Genomic DNA, 17089 nt, shown 5'->3' on the forward strand with positions numbered 1-17089 from the left:
ACTGACGTTAGATCAGACACGCTGCTGTGCAGACGGGGGAGGAGGTTTGCATGAGCAAACATGTTGTGTTGGTGGAGGATGAAGCCAACATCGCCGAAGCGATCAGATTTCTGCTGGGCCGTGACGGCTGGCGAGTGGAAACGTTGGCGAATGGCGGAAACGCGGCGGATGTGATACGCACCGCGCGGCCGGATCTGGTGATATTGGATGTCATGTTACCGGGAAAGACTGGTTTTGAGATCCTTGCCGAATTGCGCTGTGATGACAGTCTTGCGGGCATGCCAGTACTGATGCTGACCGCACGCGGGCAAGCTCGGGATCGCGAGATGGCCCTGCAAGCAGGGGTCAGCCGCTTCATGACCAAACCGTTTGCGAATGATGAAATGCTCACTGCTGTGCGGGAGTTGACAGTCGGCCGTGTGAACTGATGCCTGAAGGGCGCCTGTTTCTGGAGAGGCGTAGCTACCGGCTGCGCAGGATTATGGATGCGCTGCGGATGTTGCCGTTTCTAGGTGCGCTGTTGTGGGTTGTCATCCCTGCTATGTGGCCGAACGGCGACGACGGCGCGGAGCCAATCGCGCTTTCTACTGCGCTATGGTATGTGTTTTCGGTCTGGTTACTTGCGATAACCGCGTCTTTCGCGTTGTGGCGCAAGACCCGTGACAGGATTGATGCCGATGCAGTTAGGTCACCTGACTGATGGTGACGCTGAACCTGCTGATCGCGGTCTGTCTCGTTTATGTCGCTGGTCTGTTCCTTGTGGCGTTTCTAGCTGAACGCGCTGCTTTGCGTGGTCGCGGCGGTTGGCTGTTACGCTCGCCGCTGGTCTACACTTTATCCTTGTCGATCTATTGCACTGCATGGACGTTCTACGGCGCGGTGGGATATGCGGCGCGATCCGGCCTTGAGTATGTCACGATCTACCTCGGGCCATCATTGGTGATGATCGGCTGGTGGTGGGTGTTGCGCCGGTTGGTACGGATCGGGCGCGCGCAAAGGGTCACCTCCGTGGCTGATCTGATTTCGGCCCGTTATGGGAAGTCCAACCTATTGGCCGTTATGGTGACCGTCATGGCTGTCGTCGGGGTGACACCTTATATTGCATTGCAATTGCAGTCAGTTACCCTGTCCGTCTCCATCTTTGCCAGCCATGAGACCAGCAGCGGACAAGAGGCGCAGATCACCGAGAACGCAGCCTTTTGGGTGGCGGCGGGTCTGGCCCTGTTTACCGTGCTCTTCGGGACCCGAAATCTCAACGCGAATGAGCGTCACCACGGCGTTGTTATCGCTGTCGCGGTCGAGGCAGTGGTCAAATTGGTCGCGCTGCTGGCCGTGGGCGTTTTCGTGGTCTGGGGCCTGTCCGGCGGCGTCTCACAGACGCTAGAGCGGATTGACGCATCACAGATCGCCACTTGGCACACAGGTGGCGGGCGTTGGACGGCATTGATTGTGTTGTCTGCTGCGGCGCTTGTCTGCTTGCCGCGGATGTTTCAGGTCATGGTCGTCGAGAATGATGACGAGCGGCATCTGCAAATCGCAAGCTGGGCTTTCCCGCTCTATCTTATGGCGATGAGCCTTTTCGTGGTGCCCATCGCGGTCGTCGGGTTGGAGCTGATGCCCGCAGGTACCAACCCCGACTTATATGTTTTGACCGTCCCACTGAGCCAAGGCCAGAACGGTCTGGCGATGCTGGCATTTTTGGGCGGTTTCTCTTCGGCGACGTCAATGGTTATCGTGGCCACACTTGCGCTTAGCACGATGATGTCCAACCACATTGTTATGCCGCTCTGGCTTAAGCTGGGTGAGACGGGTGCCCAGCAATCGGGGGATGTGCGTGATGTGGTGATCCGCGCGCGGCGGCTGTCAATCTTGCTGATCATCTCGCTGGGGTATCTGTATTACCGCGCTTCCGGCGGCTCCGGGGCGCTGGCGGCGATTGGTCTGATTTCTTTCGGTGGCGTGGCACAGTTTTTGCCTGCCTTGCTGGGTGGCATCTTTTGGCGCGGAGCTACGCGCATCGGTGCTGTAGCGGGCTTAAGCGTGGGTTTTGTGATCTGGCTTTACACAATGCTGCTGCCTAGCTTTGGCCCTGACGCGGCGCTTTCTGCTGCGGTGTTCGATCACGGTCTGTTGGGGTTGGGCCTGCTGCGGCCCGAAGCATTGTTCGGAATCACCGACCTTGATCCGGTGGTGCATGCGGTCTGGTGGAGCCTGTCGCTTAATACTCTATTCTTCTTTGTTGTCTCGATCTTTAGCTTTCCCACGCCGTTGGAGCGTTTGCAGGGCGCACAATACGTGAATGTTTTTGATCACTCATCTGGACCGGCGCGGGGGTGGTCAGCCTCTGAGGGCGGGGCAGAAGATCTGATGATCATGTCCCAGCGTATTCTGGGCGCAACCGAAGCGCAGGCTTTCTTTGTGGCGCAGGCCTTGCAGCAGGGCCGCGTGGGCGGGCCACCTGTGCCGACGCCTGAATTTGTACAAGCGCTGGAGCGGGAATTGGCCGCTTCGGTCGGGGCGGCCACGGCCAACGCGATGATCAGCCAGATCATTGGCGGCCAGGCAATTTCTGTCGAAGACCTGATGGCGGTGGCGGACGAATCCGCACAAATCCTTGAATATTCCAGCCAGCTTGAGACGAAATCGCGTCAGCTGACCGAAACTGCGCGGGAATTGAGCCAAGCCAATGAGAAACTCATGCAGCTTTCTTTGCAAAAGGACAACTTTCTGAGCCAGATCAGCCATGAACTGCGCACGCCGATGACCTCAATCCGGTCCTTCTCGGAAATATTACGCGATGTTGAGGAACTAAGTTCGGCAGAGAAAAGCCGCTATGCCTCGATTATCCATTCCGAGGCCATTCGTCTAACGCGATTGCTGGATGATCTACTGGATCTTTCGGTGTTGGAGAACGGTGAGGTTTCGCTCAATGCACGTCAGGTGAATTTGCGCGATATTATTGATCAGGCGGTGACAACGGCACAAGCGTCTTCATCGCGGCGAGTGGAGATCAAGCGCAAGCTGCGTGCAGAAGAGGTGGACTTGTTCACTGACGCCGACAGGTTGGCGCAGGTTTTCATCAATCTTGTGACAAATGCGATTAAATATTGCGACGCAGCCAGTCCGGTTTTGACCATCGCTGTGCGCCAGCAAGAAGAAGATTTGATCGTCGCGTTTACCGACAATGGCAGCGGCATCCCGACAGTCTCACAGAGCCTGATCTTTGAGAAATTTGCCCGTCTGGGACGAGGAGAAGGCGAAGGTGCGGGGCTGGGCCTTGCGATCTGCCGTGAGATTATCACCCGTCTGGGCGGCGAAGTCCGCTATGTTCAAAAGGAAACCGGCGGCAGCTTTGAGGTGCAGCTTGTCAGGATAACGCCCCAAGTCGGCGCGCAACGATTATTGTCGGCATAAAGATGCTGGTAACCATTCCCCTGTACGACAAAAGCCGAGACGCCAGAAAGGTGCGGCCGTAACAGTACGTTGGCACCTTCGGTAGCGTCCGGGCACAGGGCATGGGACAGCGACTGATATGAGCGCGGAGCAGATGACATCACTGGTACAGCGCAAGGCGCGTTCAGGTCGTGAGGCACATGCCGCGCGGGAAATGTCTTTGGCGCGCGCCTTGCGGTTAACCGCGGCAAAGCAGGGTGATCAGTTGATGTCTTTGGCCCTTAGTGCGCTGGGGGTTACCCGCAAGACTTGCGGTGCGGATGACATGACGGCTTGTCTGGAGGGGACCTCGCTCATCTTGTTGATGGACGGCCCGGGCACACAGGTCGCGGCGGCGGTGCTGGATCATGTTCTGGTAGCAGGGTTGATCCAGCAACAAACCATGGGTAAAATTCATCCCTTACCTGAGGGCGAAGCGCCGCGGGGCCATACCACAACCGATGCTGCTCTTTGTGCGCCCTTTATCGAATTGTTAATGCGCAATGCCGCCCTCATGCCCGAGGAAGAGGCCGATGCCACGCTGTTGAAGGGATACCGGTTCGGCGTATGGGCACAGTCACCACGTCAGGCCAAATTGGCGTTGGACGCCAATGATTATCAGGTCATCGAGATGACGCTGGACATGGCGGCAGGCGCGCGCGTGGGCAAACTGACATTGATCTTGCCGCAGCCACGACACATCGCTTCCGAGAAGGAAGAGACAGGGGAGGTCACCAGTCCCGCTGCGCCAATGTTGACGCTGGGGCAAAATGTTCTGGGGCTGCACGCAGAGCTGACAATCGCTCTGACGCGCTTCAAAATGCCGTTGCAACAGGTCAGAGCGCTCAAAGCAGGTGAAGTGCTTGATCTCAACCTTTCCACCATGGCCCACGCGCTGATCATTGATGCGAGCGGGCGCGCAATCAGCCGAGGTACGCTGGGCCAGATCGAAGGTATGCGCGCCCTTCAGGTCGAACAGAAACAAGCCAAGCAGTATACAGAGCCACGCAGGCGCGCCTCGGACCGTGAAGAATTAGACCTGCCAAACGTAACCTCTGGCGCTACCTCGGCGAATGAACGGCGTTTGCAGCCTGCAGAAGATACGTATGCGCTCCCAGAGATGGCGGATGTCGATATCTTTGGCGATATGGATGACTTGCCGGAAATGCCAGACATGGACGCTGCGGCAAAGGAGGCAGATGCGCAAATGGCACGTTTGAAAGCGCAGGAAGAGGACGCCGCCGAAGACTCGTCGCAAAAGCAGGCAGGCTGGTAGAAGGTCTGCAAGTCAGCGTGTTGCTGTTTTAGCTTTCGTGCTGCTGCAGATAGCCACGCATGTTTTCCAGATCATAGCCTGCTGAATGCGCAGCTTTGATGATATCGTCCGCAGACTGCAAACCGCCTTGGCCAAGTGCCCAAGCAATGCTGGACCTTGTGCCTGACGCGCAATAGGCCAGCGTGACCCCCTCTTTATCGAGGCCAATCTGGCGGTTTCGCATCACGTTTTCTTCGGTCATCGTTGAATGGGTTAGGGGCTGGACTGCAAACTCAAGCCCAGCTGCTTCGGCGGCAGCCTTAATGGCGTCGGCGCCTAGCGAGGGCGGCACTTCCTCATCCGGACGGTTGCACAGGATTCGCGTGATGCCCGCTTCTTTATAGGCGGCCATATCCTCCGGCGAAATCTGCGGGGCGACGAAATAGCGGGGGGTAAGTTGTCTGATATCCATGGCCGTAACCTATAGCGCAGGTGAAGGGCTGTCCAGAAGGCGCGACACCCGAGTTAGCCTAGAAAAATGCCGATGATCACAGTCATCAAGCCGATGACGGACAGAAACAGCGCCCCAAGGTTGATCGGGACAACTTTCTTGAGCAGGGCACGCATGCTTTCGTCATCCAGTTGCGCGCGTTTGGCGCGGCTCACGCGTATGATGCAATAAACAAGGCCCAGTAGACCAAGCAGCGAAATCGCACTGCCTGCCCAGATGAGCGCTTCGAACAGGGAGGAGCCAGAATTTTCCATGCGCGAGCCATAGGATAATCCGCCGCGCGCGGCAAGAGCACCTTGCAGGGGCGCGGGGGGCAGGTTAGCAAGGCGCCCTACACAGTAGCCCCCCTGCACTACAAGGAGCAGCACATGAGCGAATTCAGCACAAACCCCGCGCCCGTTGAGGACGCAGGTGATGCAAACTACCGCGTTACAGCAAACGAGTTGCGCCAGTTCGTTGAGCGGATCGAGCGTCTGGACTCCGAAAAGAAGGACCTCGCCGAGCAGCAAAAAGAAGTGATGGCCGAGGCGAAATCACGTGGCTATGACACAAAGATTCTGCGCAAGGTAATCGCCCTGCGCAAGCGTGAGCCAGATGACATCGCTGAAGAAGAAGCGGTGATGGACATGTATAAAGAAGCGCTGGGGATGTAATCTGGCGCGCTTGACCTTTGGCAGGGGTGAAACGGTGCTTGCACACAACGGCCCCCGCCAATAGAAGAGCACAAATTTTCTGCCCCGCGTGCAAAAGCGCGGCCAAACTCTATGGAGCACACATGCAGGTCAAAGAGACGCTGAACGAAGGTCTGAAACGCGGCTATTCCATCACACTGACAGCCGCCGAGCTGGAAGTGAAGGTGAGCGAGAAGCTGAAAGAAGCACAGCCCGAAGTCGAGATGAAGGGCTTCCGCAAGGGCAAAGTGCCTATGGCGCTGCTGAAAAAGCAGTTTGGCCCGCGCATTCTGGGCGAAGCCATGCAAGAAGCCATCGATGGTGCCATGAACGAGCACTTCGAGATTTCCGGTGACCGTCCTGCGATGCAGCCTGATGTGAAGATGACCAACGAAGACTGGAAAGAAGGCGAAGATGTCGAGGTCAATATGGCCTACGAAAAACTGCCAGAGATCCCTGAAGTTGAGCTGAGCTCCATCAAGCTGGAGAAAATGGTTGTGAAGGCAGACGCTTCGTCGATCGACGAAGCGCTCGCGTCGCTGGCCGAAACCGCACAAGACTTCAAAGCACGCAAGAAAGGCTCGAAAGCCAAAGACGGCGATCAGGTTGTGATGGATTTCCTCGGCAAGGTTGACGGCGAAGCGTTTGAAGGCGGTTCCGCGGAAGATTACCCGCTGGTGCTGGGCTCCAACTCCTTCATCCCCGGCTTTGAAGAGCAGCTGGTTGGCGTGAAAGTTGACGAAGAAAAAGACGTGACCGTCAATTTCCCCGATGAGTATCAGGCAGAGCATCTGGCGGGCAAAGAGGCTGTGTTCTCTTGCACGATCAAAGAAGTGAAAGAACCTGTCGCAGCCGAGATCAACGACGAGATGGCGAAGAAGTTCGGCGCCGAAGACCTTGCTGCGCTGAAAGTTCAGATCGGTGAGCGTCTGGAATCAGAATACACAGGTGCGTCGCGCGCTGTGATGAAGCGCGGCCTGCTGGACGCGCTGGACAAGCTGGTTGATTTCGACCTGCCGCCATCCCTGCTGGATGCTGAAGCGGGCCAGATCGCGCACCAGCTTTGGCACGAAGACAACCCTGAGGTTCAGGGCCACGATCACCCCGAGATCGAAACCACAGACGAGCACAAGAAGCTTGCCGCACGCCGCGTGCGTCTGGGCCTGTTGCTTGCCGAGCTTGGCCAGAAAGCCGAAGTTGAGGTGACTGACGCCGAGATGACGCAAGCGATTATGAACCAGGCGCGTCAGTATCCCGGTCAGGAACGCCAGTTCTTTGAATTCGTGCAGCAAAACCAGCAGATGCAGCAGCAGATGCGCGCTCCTATCTTCGAAGATAAGGTTGTGGATCACATCTTTGGTCTGGCGACAGTTTCCGACAAGGAAGTCTCCAAGGATGAGCTGCAGAAGTCTATCGAAGCGCTCGAAGAAGAGTAAGCTGTCGACGAGAATTATGAAGGCCCCGCAGGAGACTGCGGGGCTTTTTTCGTTTTAAAGGGATCGCACAAGTGTTGCGATGTACCCCCCCCCGTAGGCCAGCAGAAACACTCCACCAGTGAGCCGTGAAAGGCGTCCCCAGACAAGGCCCGCGATCATCAATGCCAATGTGGCGGCAACCATGATCCATTGGTCATAGCCGTAAATAGACGCAGGGACTTCCAGAGGGTGGATTAGGGCGGTTAGACCTAGAATGCCGGAGATGTTAAAGATGTTGCTGCCAAGGATGTTGCCAATAGCGAGGTCGCTTTGACCTTTGCGTGCTGCAATCAAAGAAGTCACCAACTCTGGCAGGGAAGTGCCGATAGCAACGATGGTCACACCGATCATGGCTTCGGAAATGTCGAGCTGGCGGGCAAAGCCAACCGCGCCGAGGACCAGAAGGTGCGCACTGATCAATGTCACAGCCAGACCGGCGGCAAAGATCACCAAGGCGCGCTGCAATGGCGAGGGGGCTTCAAGGTCTACAACGTCGTCGACTTCACCGCCTGTGCGCAGGCGTACGATAAGATAGACCGTTAGTGCTGCGCAAAGGATCGCGCCATCAATGCGCCCGACTATCCCTGACAGCAGCATGGGCACTGCTGTCAGCGTGACCAGCACCATGGCGCCACCATCCAGCACCATCATCTGACGGTCCAGCAGCGCAGGCCGGACCAGCGCCGTTAGGCCAAGGATCAGCAGTATGTTGGCAATGTTGCTGCCGACCACGTTGCCTGTGGCAATCCCCGGCGCGCCAGCTAGGGCGGCATTCAAGCTGGTGAGAAGTTCTGGCGTGGAGGTCCCGAATCCCACCAGCACCACACCGATCAGCAGGGGAGAGACGCCAAGGCGCGCGGTAATGCTCACAGCACCTTGGACCAGCAAGGTGCCACCAAACAAAAGACCTACCAAGCCTGCTAAACAAAAGAGAAAGAATGTCATGATGCGCCCTGCGCAACCGTAGCTGCACCTGCCGGACGTCCGGCAGACAAACGGTACTTCACGCAGATTGGGCGGGGCAGGGATGTTCACAAGGAGCGATCGGAAATATGGTCTGCGCTGACCGATCAACAGCCCTCTATTGTGGCTCAGCCAGACCTCAGGCTGGTCTCTACCAGCATGCCGCGCTTCTTGGCCTCATAATAGTAACCGCGCGCATACCAGCCGATGGCAGTGGCCTCATCTCCGTCAGACACGAGCCACGCACCGCGCAGGTACTTGCCCGCAAATTTCAGGTTGGTGTCCGCCTCAAGCAAGTCATGCGGTTGCCCGCGGAAGCCCATGGTGCGTGCCGTTTGCGGCAGGATTTGAAGTAATCCGTAGTAAGGGCCATTGCGGGCGGCGGGATTGTGGGTGCTTTCACGGATGGCTAGCCGGTGCACAAGGCTACGTGGAATTTCGTAATGATCGGCCCAATGGTTGATCGACGCGCGCAATGCTGGGGTCTCGTTTGGGTGAAGGGGGATGGACCGCGATCCAGATGGAGAGTGAGGGGCCTTGGCTGCGCAAGCTGAGAGGCTTGCAACACTGAGGGCTAGGAAAGAACGGCGGGTAAAAGCGGGCATCGGCAATTCCTGCGAGATTGTATCAAAGGAACGTTAGGATGCATCAATAGCCCACGGCAAGACGCGGATTTTCCGCAGGCATGCTTCCGCGTATGATGATCGTCAAAGTCGGAGGACAGCTTGAACTCATGAATGCGACAGTCCTTGTCAGACATTCGCGCTAAAGCAGCCAACGTCCGCTTCGAGCACAGCTTGCCGATCTTGGGTAGTAGAGCGAAAGGCCATCCTCGAATAGCTCACGCCCAGCAAGACGTTTTTGATCAGAATTGCGCATCTGTCAGGGCAATGATGCGTCTGGTCCGTTCGTGTGGTTTTGACCGCTGACCCTAATGGGGCCTGCAATCTATGCCTCTATCCCATCAGCTTTAGGTGACATGCCGAAAATGTTGTATAGTTGGTAGTCCTTTATCAAGTGCCCATGTCTGGGTGTTCTTTGAGCATTACAGTGAGCTATGTTCCCTAAAACTAGGCTTCTTAAGTATCGCTCAATAGGCGCCAGAAAGCCTCAATAGCATCGCTTTGGAAATCGTTATCAGGCCTTATTTTTCTCAACTCGCGGCGACAGATCGGGTTTGATGGTACGAAGAATTCGATTCCATCCGGCTGGCTTCTAACTGCATCAAATGGTAAAATACTCACGCCGAAACCACGACGGACGAAAGATAGGATTGCCGTTGTATTACGCGCCTCCAACGTGCTGTTCGCCATCAGCGTTTCTACCAATGGATCGTTGACAAGGCGGCACAGCGGGTTCGCGATAATGGGCTCATGCGCCAGTAAACTCCAGTCAGATGAGCCGCCCGCAGCCAAATGCGCAGTATGGATCGGCCCGCCTTCTGCGCAAACGATGCCCAGATCGTCACACAAAATTAGGTCTCCCTCTGATGTTTCACCCGGACGGGCGGAGACGATCCCGATATCAGCCTCATCACGCTGAAAGCGACGGCGCACAGCTGGGGTATCGACATCACTGATCTCGATGCGAACGTCCGGATGGGTTTTGCGAAAAACCTCGATCACATCTGGTAGCAACGACACTGTTGCCGAAGGCACCGCAGCAATGCGCACAATCCCTGTTGTCGAGATGGCGTGACGCCGGATGGCCTGAGTGCTTTTATCGAAAGCGTCTATGGCCCTATGGCTCTCTTCCAGTACCAACTGACCCAGCGGCGTCAGGCGGCTTTTACGGTCAGTCTCGAACAGTGGCCCTCCGATGTCGTCGGCAAGTTGCGTGAGGGTCATAGAAATCGCCGAGGGCGTGCGGCTCAGCTCTATCGCCGCGGCGGCTAGCGTGCCCGTCTCGGCGACCGTTCGAAAGACCCGCAGCATCTCCAGCTTTAGCGACATTCAGAAAACCTGTAATTTTATTCAGTTTTTAAAGAATGACTGAATCGGTTGAATAAGTCTAGGTGACGCTAAGGCAATCTGGAGATGACTATGACCGAACGCACCCAAATTTATATCGACGGCACTTGGACAGACGGCGCATCACACATCGAGAACCGCAGTCCATCCGACACGTCTGATCTGATCGGGCTTTATGCGCAGGCCGATGCATCCCTTTTGGACGAAGCCCTTGCAGCGGCACGGCTTGCGCAACCAGTTTGGTGGGCAGCCGGTATTCAAAAGCGTCATGATGTTCTGATGGCAATTGGCACAGAAATGATGGCGCGCGCGGAGGAAATTGGACGGCTGTTGTCACGCGAAGAGGGCAAGCCGTTGGCCGAGGGCAAGGGTGAAGTCTATCGCGCTGGTCAGTTCTTTACCTACTTCGCGGCCGAGGTCCTGCGCCAGCACGGTGATCTGGCCGAAAGCGTGCGCCCCGGCATTGAGATCGACGTGCGCCGCGAACCTGTTGGTGTTGTCGCCATTATCAGCCCATGGAATTTTCCTGTTGCGACACCTGCCTGGAAGATCGCGCCGGCGTTGGCCTTTGGCAATGCGGTCGTCTGGAAACCTGCGAATGTCACGCCTGCCAGCGCTGTAGCGTTGACCGAGATCATCTCCCGTCAGGATATCCCCAAAGGTCTGTTCAACCTCGTCTCCGGTGCGGGCCGCGATGTGGGGCAGCGCCTAGTGGAGAGCAAGCAGGTTGATGCGATCAGCTTTACAGGGTCCGTACCTGTCGGCCGCGGCATCGCTGCTGCCGCAATCGCGAACATGACCAAAGTTCAGATGGAAATGGGATCGAAGAACCCGCTAATTGTGATGGACGACGCGGATCTTGATCTGGCGGTTGTTCATGCTGCTGGGTCGACTTTTGGTGGCACAGGACAGAAATGCACCGCTGCCAGCCGCCTGATCGTGCATGCTTCGGTACATGATGTGTTTGTTGAAAAGCTGGTTGCCGCAGCGCAGGCTTTGAAAGTTGGTCACGCGCTTGAGGACGGAACCCAGATCGGTCCGGTCGTCAGCGAAGGCCAGCTGTCCCAGAACCTTGAGTACATCGAGACGGGGAAGTCCGAAGGTGCAGAGCTGCTCTGTGGTGGTGAGCGGCTGGAGCGGGCAACGGACGGTTATTACATGGCTCCCGCCATTTTTGAGAATACCCGCAATGACATGCAGATCAACAGTGAAGAGATGTTTGCCCCTATCACTTGTGTGCAAAAAGCAGTCAGCTATGCCGAAGCGCTGGCGATTGCCAATGATACGCAGTTCGGTTTGACGGCGGGCATCATGACGCGGTCCTTGTCGCGGGCCAGTCATTTCCGCGCAAACATGCGCGCAGGCTGCGTTATGGTGAACCTGCCGACGGCGGGCACGGATTACCACGTGCCGTTCGGTGGTCGTGGTGCCTCCAGCTATGGGCCGCGCGAACAGGGGTCCTATGCGGCTGAATTCTACACATCCGTCAAAACTGCCTATGTGTCCGCAGGAGAGCCAGAATGAGCTTTATTATCGACGGTCTTCAATATGCCAACTGGTCGGAAAAGATTTTCCGCCAGATGCGCGATGGCGGTCTCGATGCAGTTCACGTCACGATCACGTACCACGAGACGTTTCGCGAAACAGTCCTGATCATCGAAAAATGGAACCGCTGGTTTGAGCAGTATCCCGTTCTGATTTTTCCGGGCCGCACCGCTGCTGATGTGCAACTGGCCCGCGATACCGGGCGCACGGCGATCTTCTTTGGTTCGCAAAACCCGTCGTGCATCGAGGATGACATCGGGCTGGTCGAGATCATGCATACGCTGGGTCTGCGGTTCATGCAGCTGACGTATAACAACCAGTCGCTGCTGGCCTCGGGGTGTTACGAGGATGAGGATACTGGCCTCACGCGGATGGGGCGCGCTGTGGTGGCAGAGATGAACCGCGTCGGGCTTGTGGTCGACATGAGCCATTCAGGTGAGCGTTCCACGTTCGAGGCAATCGAGCATTCGACACGGCCTATCACCATAAGCCATGCCAATCCCGCGAGTTGGCACGCAGCGCTACGCAATAAATCGGATGATCTGTTGCGCGCGCTTGGGGAAAGCAGCGGGTTTCTGGGATTGTCGGTCTATCCGCATCACCTGAAAGACGGCAGTGGTTGCACTTTGCAATCGTGGTGCGACATGGCTGCACGTGCAGTTGAACTGGTCGGTCCAAAGGGAGTTGGGATCGGCACAGATCTTTGTCAGGACCAGCCGGACAGCATCGTTGAATGGATGCGTGTCGGGCGCTGGACCAAGACGATTGATTACGGGGAAGGCAATGCGGCTAACGCAGGCTTTCCTGCGATGCCCGACTGGTTCCACGACAACCGCGATCTGGCAGGGCTTCGTGCAGGTTTGCGCGCTGCCGGGTTGGACGAGGCAACAACAGATGGCGTGATGGGTAACAACTGGCACGCCTTCTTCGAGAAAAGCTTCGGGGCGCAGGCTGCGCCCCCAACCAAATCAGACCGCGCCGCCGAATAAGGCGCGGGGCACAAAAGTTCTGGGAGGAACGCAAGTGACCACAACAACTACACAGACAAAGCCGCCATCCGGCATGATAGATAAGGCGCTTTTTGCGATAACGGGAGGGTTTATTGCACTTTTCTGCGCTTATGCGCTATTCGATATTGATGGGCTGTCCGGGCTCGTCGACGCCAGTTTCGGTTTTTCCGCACGATATTTTGGCCTGTATTGGCAGGTTCTTTTGCTTGCGACATTCTTGATCGGTCTTCTGCTGTGCGTTCTGCCAGGAAGCAAAACCGTGATGGGCGGGCTGGCCTTGCCGGAATTCAAAATGTTCAGCTGGGGTTCAATGATCATGTGTACCCTGCTTGCAGGGGGTGGCGTGTTCTGGGCGGCGGGTGAGCCCATCGCGCATTTCCTTTCCACCCCTCCGGTTTTTGGCGATCTTTCAGGTGATACGACAGCGCGCGCAAATGCGGCTCTTGCCCAAAGCTTCGTGCACTGGGGCTTTCTGGCTTGGGCCATCCTCGGATCTTTGACTACTGTGATGCTAATGCATTACCATTACGACAAGGGCCTGCCTTTGGCACCACGCACCCTGCTGTATCCGCTGTTCGGAGATCGTGCGCTGCACGGGCCGATTGGTTTGATTGCAGACGCGTCCTGTGTCATCGCCGTGGTTGCGGGCACCGTTGGACCAATCGGTTTTCTTGGGTTGCAGATGTCCTACGGGCTGAATGCACTCACAGGTATTCCAGACAACTTCGCAACTCAGGCCGTCGCCGTCATGGCGCTTGTCGGGATCTATACAATTTCGGCAATCACGGGCTTGGCCAAAGGCATTCAGCTTTTGTCGCGGATCAACGTGATCCTTGCTATCGCGCTTTTGGTGTTCATGCTTATCGCAGGCCCCACCACCGATATTTTCTCGGGGTTCTTTGGGGGTATGAAAATTTATCTGACGCACTTCTTTGATATGACGCTTTACCGCGGAGATGCAGGTGTGTTCGGCGATCCCGGCTGGTTGGGTTGGTGGACCGTGTTCTTCTGGGGTTGGTTCATGGGTTACGGACCCCTGATGGCGATCTTTATCGCGCGCATCAGCCGTGGCCGTTCGATCCGCCAGATTATCATCATGCTGTCCATCGTCGCACCGATTATCACCAACTTCTGGTTCACGATCATCGGCGGGTCCGGTATTTTCTTCGAAATTGCACAGCCCGGTATCATTTCCGGTCCCTTCGAAGGGTTCAACTTGCCTGCCGGCCTGCTGGCAATCACTCAGGCCATGCCAATGGGGTTGATCCTCTCGGTTCTGTTTCTAGCGCTGACGATGTGTTTCGTCGCCACCACAAGCGACTCAATGAGCTACGTGATCGCATCTACGATGTCTGAGGGTGAGCCTTCCAGCAGCCTGCGTGCATTTTGGGGTATCACGATGGGTGTCATGGCGCTGATCCTGATCTCGACAGGGGCAGGGGGCATCGGCAAGCTGCAAAGCTTTATCGTGGTGACAGCAGTGCCAGTATCGCTAATCTTGCTACCATCGCTTTGGGATGCGCTGCGCATCACTTTAATGCTGGGACGCGAAGCAAAGACAGTCCAAGCCTGACGATACGGCGTGGCGGGTCTTGAGCCTGCCACGCCTTTGCAACTTTGACCGACTGGAGTACCGACGATGTCCCAATCTGCTCATACTGCGACCTCACACACCGCGCCGTTCCGCCGCCCCGCGTCCGAGGTCATGCACCTTGAACGGATGGGATGCAGCCACCCGACCCGCCTGTCTTTCTTGCGTACGATGTTGCGCCGCTTGCACCGCGAAAACTGGAAAGTGGATCGCCCCGTTTGGGAGGTCGATGCCATGGGTCGCGGCCATGCGGTCTACCGCACGCGCTGCGGCGAACGCACCTACAGCCTTGTGGCTTTTGCTCATGACCTCCCCGATGACATGCGCTCTGATCGGGTGATTGCCACCGCTTGGGATGCCACCTTTACCCTTTTTGACGGTGAACCGACAGACGCCGATATTACCCGCTTGCGTGCTAATGTTCCGCTTCAGGAAGCAGGCCGGATCACCACGCGTGAACTGACGCTGGCCCGTGCCAACCGGTCCGTCCGCTTGTTTCACCACGTGGTCTCAGCTTTGTCGCAAGGTCATCAACCTGACCCTGCCGAAATTGCGGATACCGGATATCTGATGCGCACGACTGCTGTGTACGGCTCAGGGAAATTTGGCGCTGCCGACCGCGCTGACATTGCTGACCGTCCTGAACTGGCAGCGCCTTTCCAAGTGGAAATGCTGACGGTCTGGCTCATCCGCGCATTTACGGTCGATATCGTAGAACACATGGCGGCGGTTAAAGGGGGTGATCGTGCGGTTCGTCTTGATCGAGACCTGCGCCGCACCCTTGGTGTTGGCAATTCAACCGGATTGGGCATGGCACCCTTTATCGTGCGTCACCCCGTTTTGCTGAACAATTGGATGATGGCCCGAGAGGAAGCATTGGCTCGTGTGCGTGCGCAAGCAGATGCAACACCAGCGGCCATCATGGGACTGCGTGCGGCCCTTGATGCTGCAATCCAGAACGCTGCAGTATGGACCTCACAGCATCCGGTGCAGGTGCCCAAACTGGCAGCACTGCGTGATGATTTGCGGCTGTTGTCAGAGTCGGTGGACGTTTGGAATTTCGATCAACCGCGCCCTTGGGATGCGCTGTGGCGCTGGAGTGCCGATGCCCTGTCTTTCGAAGGCCAGGAGGCGTTGCTATCCATCATGCTGGAACCGCATGGCGATCTGGTCGATGACCTTGCCGGTTGCATGGGCGCAGATGAGGCCCCTTCGTTCCGTATTAATGGCGCGATGTGTGTTCGGGAAATGCGCGGCATCTTAAAGCAAAACTATGGCTGGGCGCTGTCCGTCGACTTTACGACCCCCGAAAACATCGCGCGTTTTTGGTACGTGTCGGAAGAAAAACTTGAACCTCGATTGGGCGAACGCGCGACCGAAGACGGAGCGACGTTAGAGCAGCCCTTGTGTATTGCTCGCCTAGCAGCGGAGTTGGACACGACCTTGCAGGAGCGGGATGGCGATGAACCTGTCGCAGCCGTCCTGCTGGCTCATCCAGAGCATCGCTATATGATAAGACGTGTTCAAATCGCGCAGAACCATCCCTTCGCAGAGGTCCACGACAACTTGATCGCAGCGGACATGCTGCCCATCGATCTGTTGCGCTGCAAACTATCATTCTTTGGCGCGACACGGTTCGATCCCAGATCAGATCGCTGGGTCCGCATCAACTTGTTTCAAGGCGCACCTTTCCCAGACGAGATGGAAAAGGAGATTGCGCAATGACGACTGCAGCACATGATCAGACGCGTGGGGGTTCCACACCTTGCATTAAAGATGGCCATTCGGCAGCCCTCTCGCGCAACGAGGTCGCGTCCTTGTGCATGAAAGCCGCACGTGGCGCTGGAATGAATTGGGGCCTGGCCGAAGAGGCGGGGTTTGCTGCCGCATGGCTGGTTCAGCATGGCATCAACGGGCCAAGGCATCTCTTTGCGCATCTTGATCAGGCGCAGGGCCGACCATGGAGCGATTTGTGCCCGACCGTAGCGCATGGTGCGTGGCAGGCTCCGGCGGGGCGCGCACTTTGCCCAATCGCTTTGGGGGCGACGCTTTGCGATTATGCGGGGCTTCCCGAAGGGATCAAAGTTGGGTCCTCACTCCAGATCGGGAAAGTGGATCACCCCGTTCTACTGATCCCGTTTCTCGCGGGGGTAGCCGCAGCAACCGACATGCTGTTTGACATCGCGTGGACAGGTGGATCAGCAGGTCTGGACGGTGGAGCCGAGGTTCTTGAGCAAGCGGTAACCGCGCTTGATGGGCTTCAGGTGCCCATCACGCTAACTGCACGGTTCGGCAAACCCCAGACGCCGAAAAGTGTCAAAGCCCCCAATATCTCGGCAGAGACGGTTACCGCGCTTACTTCACTGGCTATGCGCACAACAGTTCCATCGTCCGAAAGCTCCCGCGCTGGCGCCGGATCAACAACAACCGACAACGATTAAAATGGATATAGCAATGACCCTGAAACGGCTGAACCCCGGCCCCCGCATGAGCCAAGCTGTCTGCATTGGTGACATCGCATTTCTTGCCGGACAGGTCCCTGATGATCTCGGGGCTGATATAACGGAACAGACCAAGCAGGTCTTTGCGAAGCTGGACGCCGTCGTGAATGAGCTTAGTGCAGCGATTTCAACGGGTCGACGCAACACTTTAGTCTTTAGCCAAAG

General features: G+C 56.9%; 17 protein-coding genes. 12 read left to right on the top strand and 5 right to left on the bottom strand.

What is annotated here, in order from left to right; translation table 11 throughout:
* The first annotated feature begins 50 nt into the window (after positions 1-50).
* The 4 genes from V7730_RS14245 (at position 51) to V7730_RS14260 (ending at position 4708) form a co-directional block, all read left to right on the top strand.
* Positions 51-428 carry a response regulator transcription factor gene (locus V7730_RS14245; protein WP_335748266.1) on the top strand — a complete coding sequence of 126 codons (378 nt, stop codon included), beginning with the start codon at positions 51-53 and terminating at the stop codon, positions 426-428.
* Positions 428-700 carry a hypothetical protein gene (locus V7730_RS14250; protein ID WP_335748267.1) on the top strand — a complete coding sequence of 91 codons (273 nt, stop codon included), beginning with the start codon at positions 428-430 and terminating at the stop codon, positions 698-700. Before V7730_RS14245 ends, V7730_RS14250 begins: the two co-directional genes overlap by 1 nt.
* Entirely contained in the window at positions 700-3414 is a 2715-nt protein-coding gene (locus V7730_RS14255; RefSeq protein WP_335748268.1) for an ATP-binding protein, read from the top strand. Before V7730_RS14250 ends, V7730_RS14255 begins: the two co-directional genes overlap by 1 nt.
* A 133-nt stretch (positions 3415-3547) precedes the next feature.
* Positions 3548-4708, top strand: a complete 1161-nt coding sequence (locus V7730_RS14260; protein WP_335748269.1) for a FliM/FliN family flagellar motor C-terminal domain-containing protein — start codon at positions 3548-3550, stop codon at positions 4706-4708.
* 28 nt (positions 4709-4736) lie between these two features.
* Here the strand turns inward: V7730_RS14260 and V7730_RS14265 are convergent, their stop codons facing one another.
* Positions 4737-5159, bottom strand: coding sequence for a TIGR01244 family sulfur transferase (locus V7730_RS14265; RefSeq protein WP_335748270.1), 423 nt, complete (start codon positions 5157-5159; stop codon positions 4737-4739).
* 53 nt (positions 5160-5212) lie between these two features.
* Complete coding sequence (locus tag V7730_RS14270) at positions 5213-5452, bottom strand: hypothetical protein (RefSeq protein ID WP_335748271.1); 240 nt, start codon at positions 5450-5452, stop codon at positions 5213-5215.
* A gap of 114 nt (positions 5453-5566) precedes the next feature.
* On the opposite strand from V7730_RS14270, the gene V7730_RS14275 reads away from it, so the two are divergent.
* Both V7730_RS14275 and tig read left to right on the top strand, forming a co-directional pair.
* A complete protein-coding gene (locus V7730_RS14275; protein ID WP_335748272.1) occupies positions 5567-5851 on the top strand; it encodes a DUF2312 domain-containing protein in 285 nt (94 codons plus the stop codon).
* Positions 5852-5973: 122 nt separating this feature from the next.
* The gene (tig, locus tag V7730_RS14280; protein WP_335748273.1) at positions 5974-7305 is read left to right on the top strand and encodes a trigger factor; all 1332 of its coding nucleotides are present in this window, start codon (positions 5974-5976) and stop codon (positions 7303-7305) included.
* Between the two features lie 54 nt (positions 7306-7359).
* Here tig and V7730_RS14285 read toward each other — a convergent pair whose 3' ends face one another.
* The 3 genes from V7730_RS14285 to V7730_RS14295 all read right to left on the bottom strand — a co-directional run bounded on the left by V7730_RS14285 (position 7360) and on the right by V7730_RS14295 (position 10259).
* The gene (locus V7730_RS14285; protein WP_335748274.1) at positions 7360-8289 is read right to left on the bottom strand and encodes a calcium/sodium antiporter; all 930 of its coding nucleotides are present in this window, start codon (positions 8287-8289) and stop codon (positions 7360-7362) included.
* Between the two features lie 146 nt (positions 8290-8435).
* Positions 8436-8912: a lytic transglycosylase domain-containing protein gene (locus tag V7730_RS14290; protein WP_335748275.1), complete on the bottom strand. Its 477-nt coding sequence runs from the start codon at positions 8910-8912 to the stop codon at positions 8436-8438.
* A gap of 474 nt (positions 8913-9386) precedes the next feature.
* The gene (locus V7730_RS14295; RefSeq protein WP_335748276.1) at positions 9387-10259 is read right to left on the bottom strand and encodes a LysR family transcriptional regulator; all 873 of its coding nucleotides are present in this window, start codon (positions 10257-10259) and stop codon (positions 9387-9389) included.
* Positions 10260-10349: 90 nt separating this feature from the next.
* Here V7730_RS14295 and V7730_RS14300 point away from each other — a divergent pair, with 90 nt between their 5' ends.
* From V7730_RS14300 to V7730_RS14325, 6 genes are all read left to right on the top strand, one after another.
* A complete protein-coding gene (locus V7730_RS14300) occupies positions 10350-11801 on the top strand; it encodes an aldehyde dehydrogenase family protein (RefSeq protein WP_335748277.1) in 1452 nt (483 codons plus the stop codon).
* On the top strand, positions 11798-12811 hold the full coding sequence (locus tag V7730_RS14305; protein WP_335748278.1) for a membrane dipeptidase: 1014 nt from the start codon (positions 11798-11800) through the stop codon (positions 12809-12811). The genes V7730_RS14300 and V7730_RS14305 overlap by 4 nt, the downstream gene beginning before the upstream one ends.
* 73 nt (positions 12812-12884) lie before the next feature.
* A complete protein-coding gene (locus V7730_RS14310) occupies positions 12885-14405 on the top strand; it encodes a BCCT family transporter (RefSeq protein WP_335748282.1) in 1521 nt (506 codons plus the stop codon).
* 66 nt (positions 14406-14471) lie between these two features.
* Positions 14472-16148 carry a hypothetical protein gene (locus V7730_RS14315; protein WP_335748279.1) on the top strand — a complete coding sequence of 559 codons (1677 nt, stop codon included), beginning with the start codon at positions 14472-14474 and terminating at the stop codon, positions 16146-16148.
* Entirely contained in the window at positions 16145-16864 is a 720-nt protein-coding gene (locus V7730_RS14320) for a DUF3726 domain-containing protein (protein WP_335748280.1), read from the top strand. Before V7730_RS14315 ends, V7730_RS14320 begins: the two co-directional genes overlap by 4 nt.
* Before the next feature lie 13 nt (positions 16865-16877).
* A partial coding sequence (locus tag V7730_RS14325) for a Rid family hydrolase (RefSeq protein ID WP_335748281.1) occupies positions 16878-17089 on the top strand: 212 nt, incomplete at its 3' end.

The organism is Sulfitobacter sp. (assembly GCF_036961165.1).
In the GTDB taxonomy this organism is placed as follows: Bacteria; Pseudomonadota; Alphaproteobacteria; order Rhodobacterales; family Rhodobacteraceae; genus Sulfitobacter.